At 71.4% G+C, this 15,457-nt stretch carries 19 protein-coding genes; 13 read left to right on the top strand and 6 right to left on the bottom strand.

Annotation, left to right across the window (positions count from 1 at the left end):
- The first annotated feature begins 131 nt into the window (after positions 1–131).
- The 12 genes from secY (at position 132) to ACIBPC_RS19580 (ending at position 8,210) form a co-directional block, all read left to right on the top strand.
- Positions 132–1,457 (top strand): preprotein translocase subunit SecY, encoded by a 1,326-nt coding sequence (gene secY, locus ACIBPC_RS19635; RefSeq protein ID WP_398846315.1) that lies wholly within the window; start codon positions 132–134, stop codon positions 1,455–1,457.
- Positions 1,457–2,113, top strand: coding sequence for an adenylate kinase (locus tag ACIBPC_RS19630; protein WP_362961955.1), 657 nt, complete (start codon positions 1,457–1,459; stop codon positions 2,111–2,113). The genes secY and ACIBPC_RS19630 overlap by 1 nt, the downstream gene beginning before the upstream one ends.
- Positions 2,114–2,139: 26 nt before the next feature.
- Positions 2,140–2,976 carry a type I methionyl aminopeptidase gene (gene map / locus ACIBPC_RS19625; RefSeq protein ID WP_398846311.1) on the top strand — a complete coding sequence of 279 codons (837 nt, stop codon included), beginning with the start codon at positions 2,140–2,142 and terminating at the stop codon, positions 2,974–2,976.
- 221 nt (positions 2,977–3,197) lie between these two features.
- The gene (gene infA, locus ACIBPC_RS19620; RefSeq protein ID WP_003948620.1) at positions 3,198–3,419 is read left to right on the top strand and encodes a translation initiation factor IF-1; all 222 of its coding nucleotides are present in this window, start codon (positions 3,198–3,200) and stop codon (positions 3,417–3,419) included.
- A gap of 43 nt (positions 3,420–3,462) precedes the next feature.
- Entirely contained in the window at positions 3,463–3,576 is a 114-nt protein-coding gene (gene rpmJ / locus ACIBPC_RS19615; protein ID WP_049567412.1) for a 50S ribosomal protein L36, read from the top strand.
- Positions 3,577–3,778: 202 nt separating this feature from the next.
- Positions 3,779–4,159 (top strand): 30S ribosomal protein S13, encoded by a 381-nt coding sequence (rpsM, locus tag ACIBPC_RS19610; protein ID WP_362961950.1) that lies wholly within the window; start codon positions 3,779–3,781, stop codon positions 4,157–4,159.
- 66 nt (positions 4,160–4,225) lie between these two features.
- Entirely contained in the window at positions 4,226–4,630 is a 405-nt protein-coding gene (gene rpsK / locus ACIBPC_RS19605) for a 30S ribosomal protein S11 (protein WP_004571845.1), read from the top strand.
- 28 nt (positions 4,631–4,658) lie between these two features.
- Positions 4,659–5,285 carry a 30S ribosomal protein S4 gene (gene rpsD / locus ACIBPC_RS19600; protein ID WP_362961947.1) on the top strand — a complete coding sequence of 209 codons (627 nt, stop codon included), beginning with the start codon at positions 4,659–4,661 and terminating at the stop codon, positions 5,283–5,285.
- A 128-nt stretch (positions 5,286–5,413) separates the two neighbouring features.
- A complete protein-coding gene (locus ACIBPC_RS19595; protein WP_362961945.1) occupies positions 5,414–6,436 on the top strand; it encodes a DNA-directed RNA polymerase subunit alpha in 1,023 nt (340 codons plus the stop codon).
- A gap of 144 nt (positions 6,437–6,580) precedes the next feature.
- Positions 6,581–7,111, top strand: coding sequence for a 50S ribosomal protein L17 (gene rplQ, locus ACIBPC_RS19590; RefSeq protein ID WP_398846308.1), 531 nt, complete (start codon positions 6,581–6,583; stop codon positions 7,109–7,111).
- Positions 7,112–7,303: 192 nt separating this feature from the next.
- Entirely contained in the window at positions 7,304–7,693 is a 390-nt protein-coding gene (locus ACIBPC_RS19585) for an SH3 domain-containing protein (RefSeq protein WP_398846306.1), read from the top strand.
- 133 nt (positions 7,694–7,826) lie between these two features.
- Entirely contained in the window at positions 7,827–8,210 is a 384-nt protein-coding gene (locus tag ACIBPC_RS19580; RefSeq protein WP_362961939.1) for an SH3 domain-containing protein, read from the top strand.
- Between the two features lie 54 nt (positions 8,211–8,264).
- Here the strand turns inward: ACIBPC_RS19580 and ACIBPC_RS19575 are convergent, their stop codons facing one another.
- From ACIBPC_RS19575 to ACIBPC_RS19550, 6 genes are all read right to left on the bottom strand, one after another.
- Positions 8,265–9,467 carry a cytochrome P450 gene (locus tag ACIBPC_RS19575; RefSeq protein ID WP_398846303.1) on the bottom strand — a complete coding sequence of 401 codons (1,203 nt, stop codon included), beginning with the start codon at positions 9,465–9,467 and terminating at the stop codon, positions 8,265–8,267.
- 82 nt (positions 9,468–9,549) lie between these two features.
- Positions 9,550–10,131, bottom strand: a complete 582-nt coding sequence (locus ACIBPC_RS19570) for an ATP/GTP-binding protein (RefSeq protein WP_362961935.1) — start codon at positions 10,129–10,131, stop codon at positions 9,550–9,552.
- Positions 10,115–10,486, bottom strand: a complete 372-nt coding sequence (locus ACIBPC_RS19565; RefSeq protein WP_362961933.1) for a DUF742 domain-containing protein — start codon at positions 10,484–10,486, stop codon at positions 10,115–10,117. Before ACIBPC_RS19565 ends, ACIBPC_RS19570 begins: the two co-directional genes overlap by 17 nt.
- A complete protein-coding gene (locus tag ACIBPC_RS19560; protein WP_362961931.1) occupies positions 10,483–10,911 on the bottom strand; it encodes a roadblock/LC7 domain-containing protein in 429 nt (142 codons plus the stop codon). Before ACIBPC_RS19560 ends, ACIBPC_RS19565 begins: the two co-directional genes overlap by 4 nt.
- Positions 10,911–13,208 carry a nitrate- and nitrite sensing domain-containing protein gene (locus ACIBPC_RS19555; RefSeq protein WP_398846299.1) on the bottom strand — a complete coding sequence of 766 codons (2,298 nt, stop codon included), beginning with the start codon at positions 13,206–13,208 and terminating at the stop codon, positions 10,911–10,913. Before ACIBPC_RS19555 ends, ACIBPC_RS19560 begins: the two co-directional genes overlap by 1 nt.
- Before the next feature lie 650 nt (positions 13,209–13,858).
- Positions 13,859–14,347: a nuclear transport factor 2 family protein gene (locus ACIBPC_RS19550; RefSeq protein ID WP_398846296.1), complete on the bottom strand. Its 489-nt coding sequence runs from the start codon at positions 14,345–14,347 to the stop codon at positions 13,859–13,861.
- 166 nt (positions 14,348–14,513) lie between these two features.
- Here ACIBPC_RS19550 and ACIBPC_RS19545 point away from each other — a divergent pair, with 166 nt between their 5' ends.
- Complete coding sequence (locus tag ACIBPC_RS19545) at positions 14,514–15,428, top strand: ATP-binding cassette domain-containing protein (RefSeq protein ID WP_398846293.1); 915 nt, start codon at positions 14,514–14,516, stop codon at positions 15,426–15,428.
- The last annotated feature ends 29 nt before the right edge of the window (positions 15,429–15,457 follow it).

Genomic DNA, 15,457 nt, shown 5'->3' with positions numbered 1-15,457 from the left:
GGCCCTTACGCCGGTAAGGTGGCCCCCGTTGCCACCTTCAGACTTCCGCAACTGTCCCTTACGTTTGTCACTTACGTTGGCCAATCAGACCGAAACCTCTCGCGGGCGACGCGGGGGGCGCAGGAGGAGCCGTGCTCACCGCGTTCGCACGGGCGTTCCAGACGCCCGACCTGCGTAAAAAGCTGCTCTTCACCCTAGGCATCGTCGTGGTGTTCCGGCTCGGACAGCATGTGCCGGTGCCGGGCGTCAGCTTCCAGAACGTCGACCAGTGTGTGACTGAGGCTGACGCCGCCGGTGCGGGATCCGGCCTCTTCGGTCTGGTCAACATGTTCAGCGGCGGCGCCCTGTTGCAGCTCACGATCTTCGCGCTGGGCATCATGCCGTACATCACGGCGAGCATCATTCTGCAGCTGCTCGTCGTGGTCATCCCCCGTCTTGAGGCCCTCAAGAAGGAGGGCCAGTCCGGCCAGGCGAAGATCACGCAGTACACCCGCTACCTCACCATGGCGCTCGCGGTGCTCCAGGCCACCGGCCTGGTGGCGACCGCGCGCAGTGGCACCCTTTTCCCCCAGTGCTCGGTGCGGAACGACATCATCCCGGACGACGGCATCTTCACCACCATGGTGATGGTGATCGCCCTGACCGCTGCCACCGCCCTCGTCATGTGGCTCGGCGAGCTGATCACGGACCGCGGCATCGGCAACGGCATGTCCATGCTGATGTTCACCTCGATCGCCGCCGGCTTCCCGGCCGCCCTCTGGCAGATCAAGCAGCAGGGCAGCCTGGCGAACGGCTGGATCGAGTTCGGCGTCGTCGTGCTCTGCGGCCTGGCCATGGTCGGCCTGGTCGTCTTCGTGGAGCTGGCCCAGCGCCGCATCCCGGTGCAGTACGCCAAGCGGATGATCGGCCGTCGCTCGTACGGCGGTACCTCGACCTACATCCCGCTCAAGGTGAACCAGGCGGGTGTGATCCCGGTCATCTTCGCCTCGTCGCTGCTGTACATCCCCCAGCTGCTCGTGCAGTTCGCCGGATCGGACTCCGGCGGCTGGACGGACTGGGTGACGCGGTACTTCACTGGCGGTAGCCACCCGTACTACATCGCGACGTACTTCTTGCTCATCGTGTTCTTCGCCTTCTTCTACGTGGCCATCACCTTCAACCCTGAAGACGTGGCCGAAAACATGAAGAAGTATGGTGGTTTCATCCCGGGTATCCGGGCGGGCCGTCCCACGGTCGAATACCTGAGCTACGTGCTGAACCGCATCACCTGGCCCGGGTCGCTGTACCTGGGACTCATCGCTCTGGTGCCCACAGTGGCGCTGGTGATGTTCGACGCGCAGCAGGACTTCCCCTTCGGAGGAACCTCGATCCTCATCATCGTGGGTGTCGGCCTGGAAACGGTGCGGCAGATCGAGAGCCAGCTCCACCAGCGTAATTACGAAGGGTTCCTCCGCTGATGCGCATCGTCCTCGTCGGTCCGCCGGGTGCGGGCAAGGGCACGCAGGCCGCCCTGCTCGCCGAGCGCCTGTCGATCCCCCACATCTCCACCGGTGACCTGTTCCGCGCGAACATCCGGCAGGGTACGGAACTGGGCCGCCAGGTCGAGTCCATCCTGCGTGAGGGTGGCCTCGTGCCGGACGAGATCACGCTGGCGATGGCCGCGGACCGCATGGCGCGGCCGGACGCCGAGGACGGTTTCCTGCTCGACGGCTTCCCCCGCAACATCGCCCAGGCCAAGGCCCTGGACGACGTGCTGGGGGAGGCCGGCCAGCAGCTGGACGCGGTGCTCGACCTGGAGGTCCCCGAGGACGAGGTCGTGAAGCGCATCGCGGGCCGCCGCACGTGCAGGAACGACAGCAGCCACACGTTCCACGTCCAGTACAAGAAGCCGCGCCAGGAGGGCGTGTGCGACGTGTGCGGGGGCGAGCTGTACCAGCGCGAGGACGACCGCGAGGAGACCGTGCGCCACCGGCTGGCGGTCTACCACGAGGAGACCGAGCCGATCATCGACTACTACCGCGAGCAGGGCCTGGTCGCCACCATCCCGGCTCTCGCCCCGGTCGACGAAGTGACCGGCAGGGCCCTGGCCGCCCTGTCGGAGCGCGCCGCCTGAGCGCGGCGTAACGGAGGAAGAGCGCCATGGTCGAGCTGAAGACCCCCGAGCAGATCGCGCACATGCGCGCGGCCGGGCTCGTGGTCGCCGAGATACACCGCCGTACGGCGGAGGCGGCCGTGCCGGGTGCCAGCACCAAGGACCTGGACGACATCGCCGCCCAGGTCCTGGCCGAGCGCGGCGCCAAGCCGAACTTCCTCGGCTACGGCGGCTTCCCCGCGACGATCTGCACGTCGGTGAACGACGTGGTCGTCCACGGCATCCCGGACCGGAAGACGGTCCTGAGGTCCGGCGACGTCATCTCGATCGACGCGGGCGCCATCGTGAACGGCTGGCACGCCGACGCGGCGATCACCGTCCTCGTCGGCGAGGGCCACGGCGCCGAGCTGGTCGAGCTGAGCCGCGTCACCGAGGACTCCCTGTGGGCCGGGATCGCGGCCATGCGCAAGGGGAACCGGCTCGTGGACGTCTCCCGGGCCGTCGAGAGCTACATCCGGCGGCAGCCGCTGCCCGTCTCGGGCAAGTACGGCATCGTCGAGCAGTACGGCGGGCACGGCATCGGCAGCGAGATGCACATGGACCCGCACCTGCTGAACTATGTGGACCGCCGCCGCGGCCGCGGCCCGCGCCTGGTGCCGGGGATGTGCCTGGCGATCGAGCCAATGATCACCCTGGGGACGCCGAAGACGCACGTGCTGGCCGACGAGTGGACCGTGAAGTCCAACGACGGCACCTGGTCGTCGCACTGGGAGCACTCCGTCGCCCTGACGGAGGAGGGCCCGATCGTGCTGACCGCGCCGGACGGGGGCCGCGAGAAGCTGGCCGCGCTCGGCGTCACGGCGGCCCCGGACCCGCTGGCCTGAGCCCACCGCCGTTCTCTCGCGCACCGTGACATACGGTCGCGTACGGTCAGGATTCCCGGGCCGTTGTCCCGCCCCCCGGCTGTTTTCCGTACCGCCGGATGGGGAATGATCTCTGATTCGTCTTTTCGGGTGGGCAGGCGTAAACTGACCCTTCGGTCCTGGTGCACCCATGTGTTCAGGGCTGTCCAGGTAGCCGATCCCGGAAGGTGAAGCGCTCAAGTATGGCCAAAAAACAAGGGGCCATCGAGATCGAGGGCACGGTCGTCGAATCTCTGCCGAACGCGATGTTCAAGGTGGAGCTTCAGAACGGGCACCAGGTCCTCGCGCACATCAGCGGCAAGATGCGGATGCACTACATCCGTATCCTGCCCGACGACCGGGTCGTGGTGGAGCTGTCTCCCTACGACCTGACCCGCGGGCGGATCGTCTACCGCTACAAGTAGATCGAGATCAGTTGGATCTCTCGACCCGGAGAACCTCAGAACCATGAAGGTCAGGCCGAGCGTCAAGAAGATCTGCGACAAGTGCAAGGTGATCCGCCGCCACGGCCGGGTCATGGTCATCTGCGAGAACCTGCGCCACAAGCAGCGCCAGGGCTGATCTCGCGGTACGCCGCGCACTCCACGCAGCACCTTTTTGTACACGCCACTCAGAGATACGCAGTCACCCGACCCCTCGCGCGCAGCGCGCGGGGACGACACCCCCGGTCGGAGGCCGGGGACCCGCGGGCGCGCACATCGCGCGGCCCCAGCGGGAACGGTGCTGCGGCAGACCTCCGCCGACAACATCAGGAGCCGGACCAATGGCACGCCTCGCAGGCGTCGACCTCCCGCGTGACAAGCGCGTCGAGGTCGCTCTCACCTACGTCTTCGGCATCGGGCGCACCCGTGCACAGGAGACCCTGGCCAGCACCGGGGTGAACCCCGACACCCGTGTCCGCGATCTCGCCGAGGAAGACCTCGTCAAGATCCGCGACTACGTGGACGCCAACCTCAAGACCGAGGGCGACCTCCGCCGTGAGATCGCGGCCGACATCCGCCGCAAGGTCGAGATCGGCTGCTACGAGGGGCTGCGCCACCGTCGCGGGCTTCCCGTGCACGGCCAGCGCACCAAGACCAACGCCCGTACCCGCAAGGGTCCGCGCCGCGCGATCGCCGGCAAGAAGAAGCCGGGCAAGAAGTAGTCCGCACCGAGCCACCAGTCAGGGTCCGGTAGCAGGACCGATCACCTCCACAGGAGTTAACACCCCATGCCTCCTAAGGGCCGTACGGCCGGCGCCAAGAAAGTGCGCCGCAAGGAGAAGAAGAACGTCGCTCACGGGCACGCCCACATCAAGAGCACGTTCAACAACACCATCGTCTCGATCACCGACCCGACCGGCAACGTGATCTCCTGGGCCTCGGCCGGCCACGTCGGCTTCAAGGGCTCCAGGAAGTCCACGCCGTTCGCCGCGCAGATGGCCGCGGAGAGCGCCGCACGCCGTGCGCAGGAGCACGGCATGCGCAAGGTCGACGTGTTCGTCAAGGGCCCCGGCTCCGGCCGTGAGACCGCGATCCGTTCGCTCCAGGCGACCGGCCTCGAGGTCGGCTCGATCCAGGACGTGACCCCGACCCCGCACAACGGCTGCCGCCCGCCCAAGCGCCGCCGCGTCTGACCAGGTGAAGTAGGAGACTGAAGACAATATGGCGCGTTACACCGGGGCCGACTGCAAGCGTTGCCGTCGGGAGAAGCAGAAGCTCTTCCTCAAGGGAGCCAAGTGCGAGAGCGCTAAGTGCCCGATCGAGATCCGTCCTTACCCCCCGGGTGAGCACGGACGCGGGCGCACCAAGGACAGCGAGTACCTCCTCCAGATGCGCGAGAAGCAGAAGTGCGCGCGTATCTACGGTGTCCTGGAGAAGCAGTTCCGCGGGTACTACGACGAGGCCAACCGCCAGCAGGGCAAGACCGGCGAGAACCTGCTGCGCATCCTCGAGTCCCGCCTCGACAACGTGGTCTACCGGGCCGGCTTCGCCAAGTCCCGCGACCACGCCCGTCAGCTCGTCCGGCACGGCCACATCACGGTCAACGGCCGGAAGACCGACATCCCCTCGGCGCGTGTGTCGCCGAGCGACATCATCGAGGTGCGCGAGTCCTCCCGCAACCTGACCCCCTTCGAGGTGGCCAAGGCGGAGGCCGGCGACAAGACCGTTCCGGCGTGGCTGGAGTCGGTCCCCACGACGCTGCGGATCCTCGTGCACTCGCTGCCCGAGCGCCAGGTGATCGACACCCAGGTGCAGGAGCAGCTGATCGTCGAGCTGTACTCGAAGTAAGCAGGCACGGCACCGCGTGGGGTGCGGGCGTCTCCTCCGGGGGCGCCCGTACCCTGGGTGGTGCGGTACCACCGTTCATCCCCTGGCTCGGCATCAAATAGTGGGTGCCGAAGACTGGAGTTCTTTACATGCTGATCGCTCAGCGTCCCTCGTTGACCGAAGAGGTCGTGGACGAGTTCCGTTCCCGGTTCGTGATCGAGCCGCTGGAGCCGGGCTTCGGCTACACCCTCGGCAACTCCCTGCGGCGTACGCTCCTCTCCTCGATCCCGGGTGCGGCTGTCACCAGCATCCGCGTCGACGGTGTCCTGCACGAGTTCACCACCGTGCCGGGCGTCAAGGAGGACATCACCGACGTCATCCTCAACATCAAGCAGCTCGTCGTCTCCTCGGAGCACGACGAGCCGGTCGTGATGTACCTGCGCAAGCAGGGCCCGGGTCTGGTGACCGCCGCGGACATCGCGCCGCCCGCCGGTGTCGAGGTGCACAACCCCGACCTGGTCCTGGCCACCCTGAACAGCAAGGGCAAGCTGGAGATGGAGCTGACCGTCGAGCGCGGCCGCGGCTACGTCTCGGCGGTGCAGAACAAGGCGGCGGGCCAGGAGATCGGCCGCATCCCGGTCGACTCGATCTACAGCCCCGTGCTGAAGGTCACCTACAAGGTCGAGGCCACCCGTGTCGAGCAGCGCACCGACTTCGACAAGCTGATCGTCGACGTCGAGACCAAGGAGTCCATGCGTCCGCGTGACGCCATGGCCTCGGCGGGCAAGACGCTGGTCGAGCTGTTCGGCCTGGCGCGCGAGCTGAACGTCGACGCCGAGGGCATCGACATGGGCCCGTCGCCGACCGACGCCGCGCTGGCCGCCGATCTGGCGCTGCCGATCGAGGAGCTGGAGCTGACGGTCCGCTCCTACAACTGCCTCAAGCGCGAGGGCATCCACTCGGTGGGCGAGCTGGTGGCCCGCTCCGAGGCGGACCTGCTCGACATCCGCAACTTCGGCGCCAAGTCGATCGACGAGGTCAAGGCGAAGCTGGCCGGCATGGGCCTGGCCCTGAAGGACAGCCCGCCCGGATTCGACCCGACCACCGCGGCCGACGCGTTCGGCGCGGAGGACGACGGTGACACCGGGTTCGCGGAGACCGAGCAGTACTGAGCGGAACTGGGCAGTACTGAGCAGTACTGAGCACGTGACCGGCCCCTCCCGGGGGGCCGGTTCCCGCCGCCGGGGGTCTCCCCGGCGGCACCGGACTGAGCCGGTACCTGGTACGGCCGGTTTCAGGAATGACAGGAGAGAGACATGCCTACGCCCACCAAGGGCCGCAGGCTCGGCGGCAGTGCCGCTCACGAGCGCATGATGCTGGCGAACCTCGCCACCTCGCTGTTCGAGCACGGCCGCATCACCACCACCGTGGCCAAGGCCCGGCGGCTGCGCCCGGTGGCCGAGCGGCTCATCACCAAGGCGAAGAAGGGCGACCTGCACAACCGTCGCCAGGTGATGCAGACCATCCGCGACAAGAGCGTGGTCCACACCCTCTTCACGGAGATCGGCCCGAAGTTCGCCAACCGGCCGGGTGGCTACACCCGCATCACCAAGCTCGGCCCGCGCCGCGGCGACAACGCGCCGATGGCCGTCATCGAGCTGGTCGAGGCCCTCACCGTGCAGCAGCAGGCGGTGGGCGAGGCCGAGGCCGCGACCCGTCGCTCGGTGAAGGAGTCGGACGAGGCCAAGGCCAAGCAGGACGCCCCGGCCGACGCCGAGACGGAGGCCGCGAACGAGGCCGCCGACGAGGCGAAGGACGAGTCGCCCGAGGGCGGCAAGGAGTCCTGACGGCGCACGCCGTCCGCGTACGCACGCACCCAGGTGCCCGTCCCCTCCGGGGGGCGGGCACCTGGCGTTTCGTCCCCCCCCCCCCCCGCGCGGGATTCCGGGATGCGGGAGACGGAGCGGATGGGCTACCTTCCATACGCAACCGTATGGTCGGACGGGGAACCGGCGGCCTGTCACTGGAAGAGGTGTGCTGTGAACGGATACAGACGCTGGCTCGTCACCGGTCTGTCGGCGATGCTCCTGGCCGTGGGGCTGGGGGCGGCGCCGGCGGCGGTCGCGGACGTGAGCGCGGCGGCGACCTGTACGCATCCCGACTGGTCCAACAAGGACTCCGGGACCGGCGGCCTGCGGGAGGGCCTGTCGAGGGCGGCCCTCCGCACGGGGCCGAACGAGGGCTGCCCCCTGGTGAGCGGGGAGTACGCCTACTTCCACAACGACATCTACTACCACTGCTACGTGCGGAACTCGGCCGGCAACACGTGGACCCACGTCCGTGCCTACAACCGGTTCGACAACAAGTCGATCAACGGCTGGATCTGGGACGGCAACCTCAACAACGCGGGCGCGCTGACGTACTGCTGAGCGCGTCGCCTCGTCCCGGAGGCCGGGAGGTCCGGAGGCCGGGAGGCGGTCGGGGCGGACGCTAGACTGCCTCTCCATACGCGACCGTATGGTCGGTGGGGGGCCGGTGGCCCGTGAGTGGGAGAGGTGTGCGGTGAGGGGAAGCAGACGGTGGCTCGTCGCCGGTCTGTCGGCGGCGTTCCTGGCCGTGGGGCTGGGGGCGGCGCCGGTGGCGGTCGCCGACGCGAGCGGGGCGGCGGCCTGTACGAGTCCCGCGTGGTCCGACAAGAGCAACGGGACCGGCAGCCTGCGGGACGGCCTGTCGAACGCGCCCCTCCGCAAGGGGCCGTCCGACGGCTGCGCCGTGGTGGCCACCGTCCTGTGGCACCACGCCATCAGCTACGACTGCTACGTGCGGAACTCGGCCGGCAACACGTGGACCCACGTCCGCGCGTACGACCGGTTCGACAACTACACGATCAGCGGCTGGATCTGGGACAAGAACCTGAACAACATCGGCGCCCTCACCCCCTGCTGAGCCGGGCGTCGCGGGGGCCGTCGCGCGGTGTGCGCGGCGGCCCCCGCGGCCGTGTCAGGCGACGGTCAGGGGCAGCGTGGCGTGGCCGCGCAGCACCTGGTTGAACTCCCGCTCGGGCGTGCCCGCCGGCTTGAGGGCGGGCACCTGGGCGGCCAGCGCGGTGAGCAGCGCCTCGCCCTGGAGGGTCGCGAGGTGGTTGCCCGCGCAGGTGTGGGCGCCCGCGCCGAGGGTGAGGTGGTCGGCGGAGTCGGGGCGGTCGATGTCGAACGTGTCGGCGGTGTCGCCCCACTTGCGGGCGTCGCGGCCGGTGCTGCCGTAGAGGACCCAGACCTGCGAGCCCTCGGGGATGGCGACGTCGCCGATGTGTGTGTCGCGCGACGCCTTGCGGCCGAAGCCCTGCACGGGCGCCTCGATGCGCAGCGCCTCCGTGAAGGCCCCGACGGGCGAGGACGCGGGGGTCTCGCCGCGCAGCCGCTCGTACTGCTCCGGGTGCTCGGCGAGCAGGCGCAGCGTCGTGGTGAGGCCGAGGATCGTCGTGTCCAGCCCGGCGGCCACGTACGCGGACATCAGGGGCACGACGTCCGTCTGGTGGATGAGGCCCTCGTCGGCCGCGTCGTAGAGGGCGCCGAGCCAGGAGTCGGGGCGCACCTTGTCGCGGGTGACCTCCTGGGCGAGGAACGCGGCCATCGCGCCCGCGACCGGCAGCGCCTTGAAGTACCGCTCGCTCTCCGGGCCGAACGCGTCGAAGATGGCCGCCGCCGCGTCGAGGACCGTGTCGCGCGTCACCTCCGGCAGGCCCATCCACTCCAGGACGATGCCGGCGACGAACTCGCGGACCATCTCGGCCGCGTCGAACGTGCCCGCCGTCACGTGCCGCCGCACCGTCGCGTCGGCCAGCTCGTGCACGTCGGGCCGCCGCCCGGCGAGGGCGCGGCGGCCGAGCTGCCGGGAGAGGGGGCGGCGCAGGCGGGCGTGGACGGGGCCGTCGGCGGCGAGGACCGTGCCCTTGAGGATGGTGGTGTTGGCGAGGTCCGTGAGGGCCACGGCCTCGTCGGAGACGAACGTGTCGGAGTCCTTGAGGACGGCGAGCGCCTCGTCGTAGCGGGGCAGCGCCCAGATGTCGTGCCGGGGGAGGTGGACGGCCGGGCCGAGGTCGCGCAGGGTCGCGTACGCGGGGTACGGGTCGGTCAGGGTCGCGTGGGAGAAGAGGTCTATGTCGCTGGAGGGGCCGCTGGTGGGTGGGGCGGGTCTCGGCATGGCGGTCGCTTCTCTCTGGGGGTGCGTGTGTCGTCTTTCGGGTGGGGGCCGGGGGTGTGGGGCCGGTGCCGGGGGGACGCGATCAGGTGTGCGCGGGCTGCTGGACGCGGTCGATGCAGTGCGTCATCAGGGCGAGCAGGACGTCCCGCGTCGTCTCGGAGCGGCGGGCGTCGCACAGGAGGACGGGGGTGTCGGGGTCGAGCTGGAGGGCCTCGGCGATCTGCGCGGTGGTGTAGTCCTGCCGCCCGTCGAAGCAGTTGACGGCCACGACGTACGGCACGCGGCGGCTGTCGAAGAAGTCGGCCGCGGGGAACGCGTCGGCGAGGCGGCGGCTGTCCGCCAGCAGGATCGCGCCGAGCGCGCCCTCCACCAGGTCGCGCCACATGAACCAGAACCGGTCCTGGCCAGGCGTGCCGAACAGCAGCACCGTGCCGACGTCCAGGGTGATGCGGCCGAAGTCCATGGCGACGGTCGTCGTGGACTTGCGCTCCACGCCGTCGAGGCGGTCCACGCCCTCGCCCGCCTGGGTGAGGGTCTCCTCGGTGGTCAGCGGCGTGATCTCGCTGAGCGAGCCGACCATCGTCGTCTTGCCGGCGCCGAAGCCGCCGGCGACGAGGATCTTGACCTGCGGCCGTGCCGCGCCGGGGTCAGACACGCTGTTCAAGTGCGCTCCTGAGTCGCAGTAGGAAGGAGATGTCCGTGGCCGGGGCGGGGTCGGCGGCCTGCTGTTCGAGCAGCCCCGCCTCGCGCATCTTGGCGAGCAGGGTCGTCGTCGGGGTGATGCGCCAGCCGAGGCGTGCGGCGATCTCGGCGACGGCGACGCCGGGGCCCGCGCACCAGCCCAGGACGCGCTGCCACTCCTCCGACAGCAGCCCCGTGGTGGTCGGGGGGACGTCGGGCGCGGCGCGGAAGATGGTCTGCATGCTGGGGCGTTCGCCGGTGTCACGGTCCGGCCCGCCGGCGCGGCCGCCGGTGAGCGCGAACGGGCGGGTGGCGCGCCCCCTGCGCGGCCGGGTCACCGGGCCGCGAGGTCGGCGCGTTCCGCGGTGCCCATCTGGCGGCCGAACGCCTTGGCCAGCCGCAGGGTCTCCGCCATCGCCACGCCGAGCGGCGCCTCGCGCGTCAGGCAGACGACCAGGACGCTGCCCTCGCCGCAGCCGGTGATGATGACCTGCCGCCGCTCCAGCGTCACGTTGACGTGCACCAGGTCGCCGCCGTCGGTCCCGGCGACGCCGCGGCCCAGGCTGGCCAGGCCCGAGCAGGCGGCGGCCAGCGTCTGCACCTCCTCGACCGGCAGGCCGTAGCCGCAGCGCGCGATGCCGTCGGAGGACAGGAGCACGATGGCCGTGACCCCCGACAGGTGGCTGAAGCCGTCGCGCAGCTGGTCGTAGGCGGCCGGACGGGTCGTGCTGGTGATGACGTTGGGCTCGTTCGTCAGGCCCATCACAGGTCTCCGTTCCTCGTCGGGACGTCGGGGTGTTCGGTGCTCGGCGCGTCGCCGTACTGGCGGATGGCCTCGTCGAGGCCGCCGTACGCGGCGGCGATCTGCTCGGCCGTGCGGTCGTCGGCGGCGAGCGTGCTGGGGGCGAGGGCCGTCATGGAGGCGGTGTCGCGGAGCTGGGGGGCGAGGTGTTCGCCGCGGCGCCGCTGGGGGAGCGCGGGGGCGTCGGCGGGCTCGGCCTCCGGGGTGGTGCGCTTGGTGAGGCCGCTCGGGAGGGTCTCGACGGGGGCGGGAGCGGAGGCGGGGGCCTTGGGCTGCGGCCGGGGCTGCTCGGCGGCGGGTGCCGGTGCCGGTGCCGGTGCCGGCGCGGCGGGCCGGGCGCGGGGCGCGGGCTCCGGGGCGTCCAGGTCGTCGGGGCGGCCGGTCAGCACGGCTTCGGGTATGTACACGACGGCGCTCAGGCCGCCGTACGCCGACGGCCGCAGCGTCACGTTCGCGCCGAGCCGGTGCGCGAGGCGGCCGACCACGAACAGGCCGAGCTGCTCCGGCTGGTCGGCCAGCTCGCCGTAGAGCGGGACGCGCGACAGGCGGCTGTTCAGCTCCTCGATGTCCTCCGGGCTCAGGGCGCGGCCGCGGTCCTCGATCTCCACGACGACGCCGGACGCGACCGGGACGGTGCGGACCGTCACCGGGTAGTCCTTCGGGGAGTAGACGGCGGCGTTGTCGATCAGCTCGGCGAGCAGGTGCGTGAGTTCGCCGGCGACGTCGGGGCGCACCCAGGCCTCGGCGCCCAGTTCGTGCCGCACGCGCTGGAAACCGGCCGACTCGCCGTCCGCGTCGGTCACGATGTTGGCGATGTGGACGGGGCGTTCGTGCGGGTCCACCAGGGAGCCGCCGGCGAGGACGGCCAGGTTCTCCATCAGGCGGCGGGTGCGGGCGGTGAGGTGGTCCAGCTCGTACAGGTCGTTCAGCAGCGCCGGGTTGTCGTCGTGCAGGCGCTGGAGTTCGTCGAGCAGGTCGAGCGTGCGGCCGATCATGAGGGCGAGGACGCGGGCGGCGACGCCGCTGGTGAACTGCGCGAAGCCCGCGCGTTCCGTCGCCACCGTCTGCGCGGCGGCGACGGCCTGCGCGGCGAGGGAGGCGATGGCGCGGTGGACCTGGCCCAGCTCGTCGCGGGTGGCCGGGGCCGGGGGCAGCGCGTCGGCGGCGACGGGCTCGCCGCGCTGGAGGGCGGACACCATGGCGGGCAGCCGGTCCTCGGCCACGTCGAGCGCCTGCGCGCGGAGGCGGGCGGTGCCGCGGATGACGGAGCGTATCGTCCAGATGATCAGCACGGACAGCAGCACGATGGCCGCGGCGCTGCCGCCGACCTGGAGGTAGACGCTGTTGCGGACCTCGTCGGCGCGCTCGTAGCCGTGGGCGAGGAGGCCCTGGGTGCGGGTGAGGTTCAGCTCGCCGAAGCCCTGCGCGACCTCGGCGTAGGCGGCGTCCCACCCGGCGGCGGAGTCGGGCAGTTCGAGGACCGCGGGGTCGGTGTCGGCCGACGGGGCGTTGATGACGCCCGCCTCGACGCCCTCCAGGGTCGCCCACGCGTCGCTCGCGACGATCGCGTCGTACATGCCCCGTTCGGTGGCGGGCAGGTAGGGGGCGATCCAGCGCTCGTACATCACGCGCTGGTTGCCGTACGCCGCGGCGAACGCCACCTGCTCCTCGGCCGACATCCAGCCGCGGGCGCGGGCCTGCGCGATGATCATGTCCTCCTGCGCCAGGCCCTCGGACGCCCAGAAGAGGCCGACGAGCGGGCGCGTCTCCATCGCGAGCGGGCCGTCCTCCATCGCGGACAGCGCCTGGTAGAACTCCACCATGTCGGCGATGAGGTCGGTGTACCAGCCGGTGACCTCGTCCGGGTCCGCGTCGCCGCTGTCGGCGCGTTCGCGGACCGACGGCAGGGCGTCGAGCCGCCCGTAGATCGTCTCGATGCTGTCCCACTCGGTGCGCAGGTCCTCGGCCAGCTCCTCGGCCGACAGGGTGCGGAACGAGGCGGCGCCCTGGTCGGTGAGCGCGCGCTGCTCGGCGAGCGCGGCGGCGGACTCCTCGGTCGGGTTCGCCAGGTGGACGGCGGTCATGCGGCGTTCGGCCTGGGCGCCGGCGAACAGCGGCAGGGACGCCTCGCCGCCCAGCTCGCCCGTCGCGGAGTCGCGGCGCAGCTCCTCCTGCCGCTCCCAGTCCTGGCGCGCGCCGACCGCCACCAGGGCCGCGAGGGCCGAGATGGCGATCACGGCCACCAGCACCAGGCGCATGCGGACGGTCAGCCCGCGTGGGCGGCGGGACGTGCCCGGCTCTCGGGGGGAGGAACGCGGCAAACGCGGCATCGGTCACCTCGGGGACGTGCGGGGGGACGTGTCAGACGGGCTGTGGGGCGGCGGACCGGGGTGCGGTGGGCGGCGCTCCGGGGTGCGGCGGCGTGGAACCGCTGCCGGTGCGCCGGGTCCGCGTGCGGGGATGACCGCTCGTCGTCGCGTCCGGCGTGCCGGGGGCACGGACGGTGGCGGGGCCGTCGTCCGTCGGCTGTCCTGGGGTCCGCCCGGGGGCGCGGTGTGGGGTCCGCGTCGCCGCCGCGTGGCGCGGGGGCTCCGGTGGCCGGCGTCGTGCCGGGCGGGGAAAGGGGGGCCGGTGGCCTCGCGCACGGCCGGGGTCGGACGGCCGTTGACCTCGGACAGTGTGGCGTCCTTCCCTTCCTGGCCAACCGAGCGCTCAGCTTATCTGACGGACTGTGGGGGTGTTGGGGCGCATGGGTCATGACTCGGCTGTCAATGCGCGGTGCTGACGGTGCGTTGGTGACGGAAGTGGCGGATTGTCCGTCCGGCGTGCCGGAGGTGTGAAGGGGTGGCCCGTGGTGTGGACGGCGCACCCGGTGCGGCGGGGGCACCGGGTGCGCCGGGGCGGGGCGTCAGGGCCGGGGTGCGGGGACGCGCGGCGGGGTGCCCTGCGTCCAGACGATGCGCAGCGCCGAGTGGGCGATGCGCCAGCCCTCGGTGGTGCGGACCAGGTCGCTCGAAGCGTGCCCGGCGGAGACGAAGAGGTCGCCGTCGCCGTCCGTGCCGCCCGCGAGGATGTGCGTGCTCAGCTGGGGGCCGGTGGCGGTGGCGCGGTCGCCGTCGACCGTGACGACGGAGCCCGTCGCCATGTGCACGGTCCGGTCGAAGAGGGACATGCCCTCCCGGATGCGGGCGGCGGCCGCGTCGCGCCCGTGGACCGTCCCGATGGGCATCTCCTTGGCGACGTCCTCGGTGAAGTACGCGCGGGCCCACTCCGCGTCGAAGCGGGCGGGGTCGCGGACGCGCTCGTCCAGGGAGAGGAGGAAGCCGTTCAGCAGGTCGGTGATCTCGGCGCGGTCGCGCAGGGCGCCGGTGCCGGAGCCGGTGTCGGTGTGTGTCATGCGGCCAGTCTTCGACTTCGACCTTCCTTGAGGTCAAGCGGTGCGGGGCGGGACCTGCCGAAAGTCGGGGGTGGGCGCTGCCCATCGGCAGATACGCCGGGCGGTGCCCGGTTCCTAGCGTGGGCCGTGCCGTTGACGGACGAGGGGAAAGGGCGCGGAGACAGACGTGATCACGCTGGAGGGACTGACCAAGCGGTACGGGGAGAGCACCGCCGTGGACGGGCTGAGCCTCACGGTCGGCGACGGGAAGGTCACCGGCTTCCTCGGGCCGAACGGCGCGGGCAAGTCCACGACGATGCGGATGGTGCTCGGCCTCGACCGGCCCACGGCGGGGCGCGCGCTGGTGAACGGCAGGCCGTACGCCGAGCTGCGGCATCCGCTGCACGAGGTCGGCGCGCTGCTCGACGCCAGGTCCGTGCACCCGGGGCGCGCCGCGCGTGCCCACCTGCGGGCGCTGGCGCGGACGCACGGCATGCCGGAACGGCGGGTGGACGAGGTGCTCGCCCGCGTCGGGCTGACGGAGGTGGGCGACCGGCGGGCCGGCACGTTCTCCCTCGGCATGAGCCAGCGGCTCGGCGTCGCGGCGGCCCTGCTCGGCGATCCGGGGACGCTGATCCTGGACGAGCCGGTCAACGGGCTCGACCCGGAGGGCGTGCTGTGGATCCGCCGCCTGATCCGTTCGCTGGCCGACGAGGGGCGGTCGGTGTTCGTCTCCAGCCATCTCATGAGCGAGATGCAGCTGATGGCCGACCAGCTGGTGGTGATCGGGCGGGGGCGGCTGATCGCGGACGCGCCGATGGCCGAGGTCATCGCGGGCAGTTCGGCGGTGTCGGTGGTGGTCCGCGCGGCGGACGCGGAGGGGCTGCGCGCCCTGGCCGACCACCTGGCGGCCGCGGGCGCGCGCGTCACGGCGGAGGGGGACGGCGGGACGCTCGCCGTGACGGGCACGACGGCCGAGGAGGTGGGGCTGCTGGCGCACCGGCTCGGCGTGGCGCTGTTCGAGCTGACCACGCGGCGGCCGTCTCTTGAGGAGGCCTACATGGAGCTGACGGCGGACGCCGTCCGGTTCTCCGCGTCCTGACAGGGCCCGGGCGAGGAAGCGGAGAGGAA

It is taken from the genome of Streptomyces sp. NPDC049879 (assembly GCF_044461265.1).
In the GTDB taxonomy this organism is placed as follows: Bacteria; Actinomycetota; Actinomycetes; order Streptomycetales; family Streptomycetaceae; genus Streptomyces.
This window is presented reverse-complemented; position numbering and strand designations above follow the sequence as displayed.

Excerpts from the sequence above, each read along its gene's own strand:
- ACIBPC_RS19630 (WP_362961955.1), top strand. The coding sequence starts at position 1,457 with ATGCGCATCGTCCTCGTCGGTCCGCCGGGTGCGGGCAAGGGCACGCAG.
- map (WP_398846311.1), top strand. The coding sequence starts at position 2,140 with ATGGTCGAGCTGAAGACCCCCGAGCAGATCGCGCACATGCGCGCGGCC.
- infA (WP_003948620.1), top strand. The coding sequence starts at position 3,198 with ATGGCCAAAAAACAAGGGGCCATCGAGATCGAGGGCACGGTCGTCGAA.
- rpmJ (WP_049567412.1), top strand. The coding sequence starts at position 3,463 with ATGAAGGTCAGGCCGAGCGTCAAGAAGATCTGCGACAAGTGCAAGGTG.
- rpsM (WP_362961950.1), top strand. The coding sequence starts at position 3,779 with ATGGCACGCCTCGCAGGCGTCGACCTCCCGCGTGACAAGCGCGTCGAG.
- rpsK (WP_004571845.1), top strand. The coding sequence starts at position 4,226 with ATGCCTCCTAAGGGCCGTACGGCCGGCGCCAAGAAAGTGCGCCGCAAG.
- rpsD (WP_362961947.1), top strand. The coding sequence starts at position 4,659 with ATGGCGCGTTACACCGGGGCCGACTGCAAGCGTTGCCGTCGGGAGAAG.
- ACIBPC_RS19595 (WP_362961945.1), top strand. The coding sequence starts at position 5,414 with ATGCTGATCGCTCAGCGTCCCTCGTTGACCGAAGAGGTCGTGGACGAG.
- rplQ (WP_398846308.1), top strand. The coding sequence starts at position 6,581 with ATGCCTACGCCCACCAAGGGCCGCAGGCTCGGCGGCAGTGCCGCTCAC.
- ACIBPC_RS19575 (WP_398846303.1), bottom strand. The coding sequence starts at position 9,467 with ATGCCGAGACCCGCCCCACCCACCAGCGGCCCCTCCAGCGACATAGAC.
- ACIBPC_RS19560 (WP_362961931.1), bottom strand. The coding sequence starts at position 10,911 with ATGGGCCTGACGAACGAGCCCAACGTCATCACCAGCACGACCCGTCCG.
- ACIBPC_RS19555 (WP_398846299.1), bottom strand. The coding sequence starts at position 13,208 with ATGCGCCTGGTGCTGGTGGCCGTGATCGCCATCTCGGCCCTCGCGGCC.
- ACIBPC_RS19550 (WP_398846296.1), bottom strand. The coding sequence starts at position 14,347 with ATGACACACACCGACACCGGCTCCGGCACCGGCGCCCTGCGCGACCGC.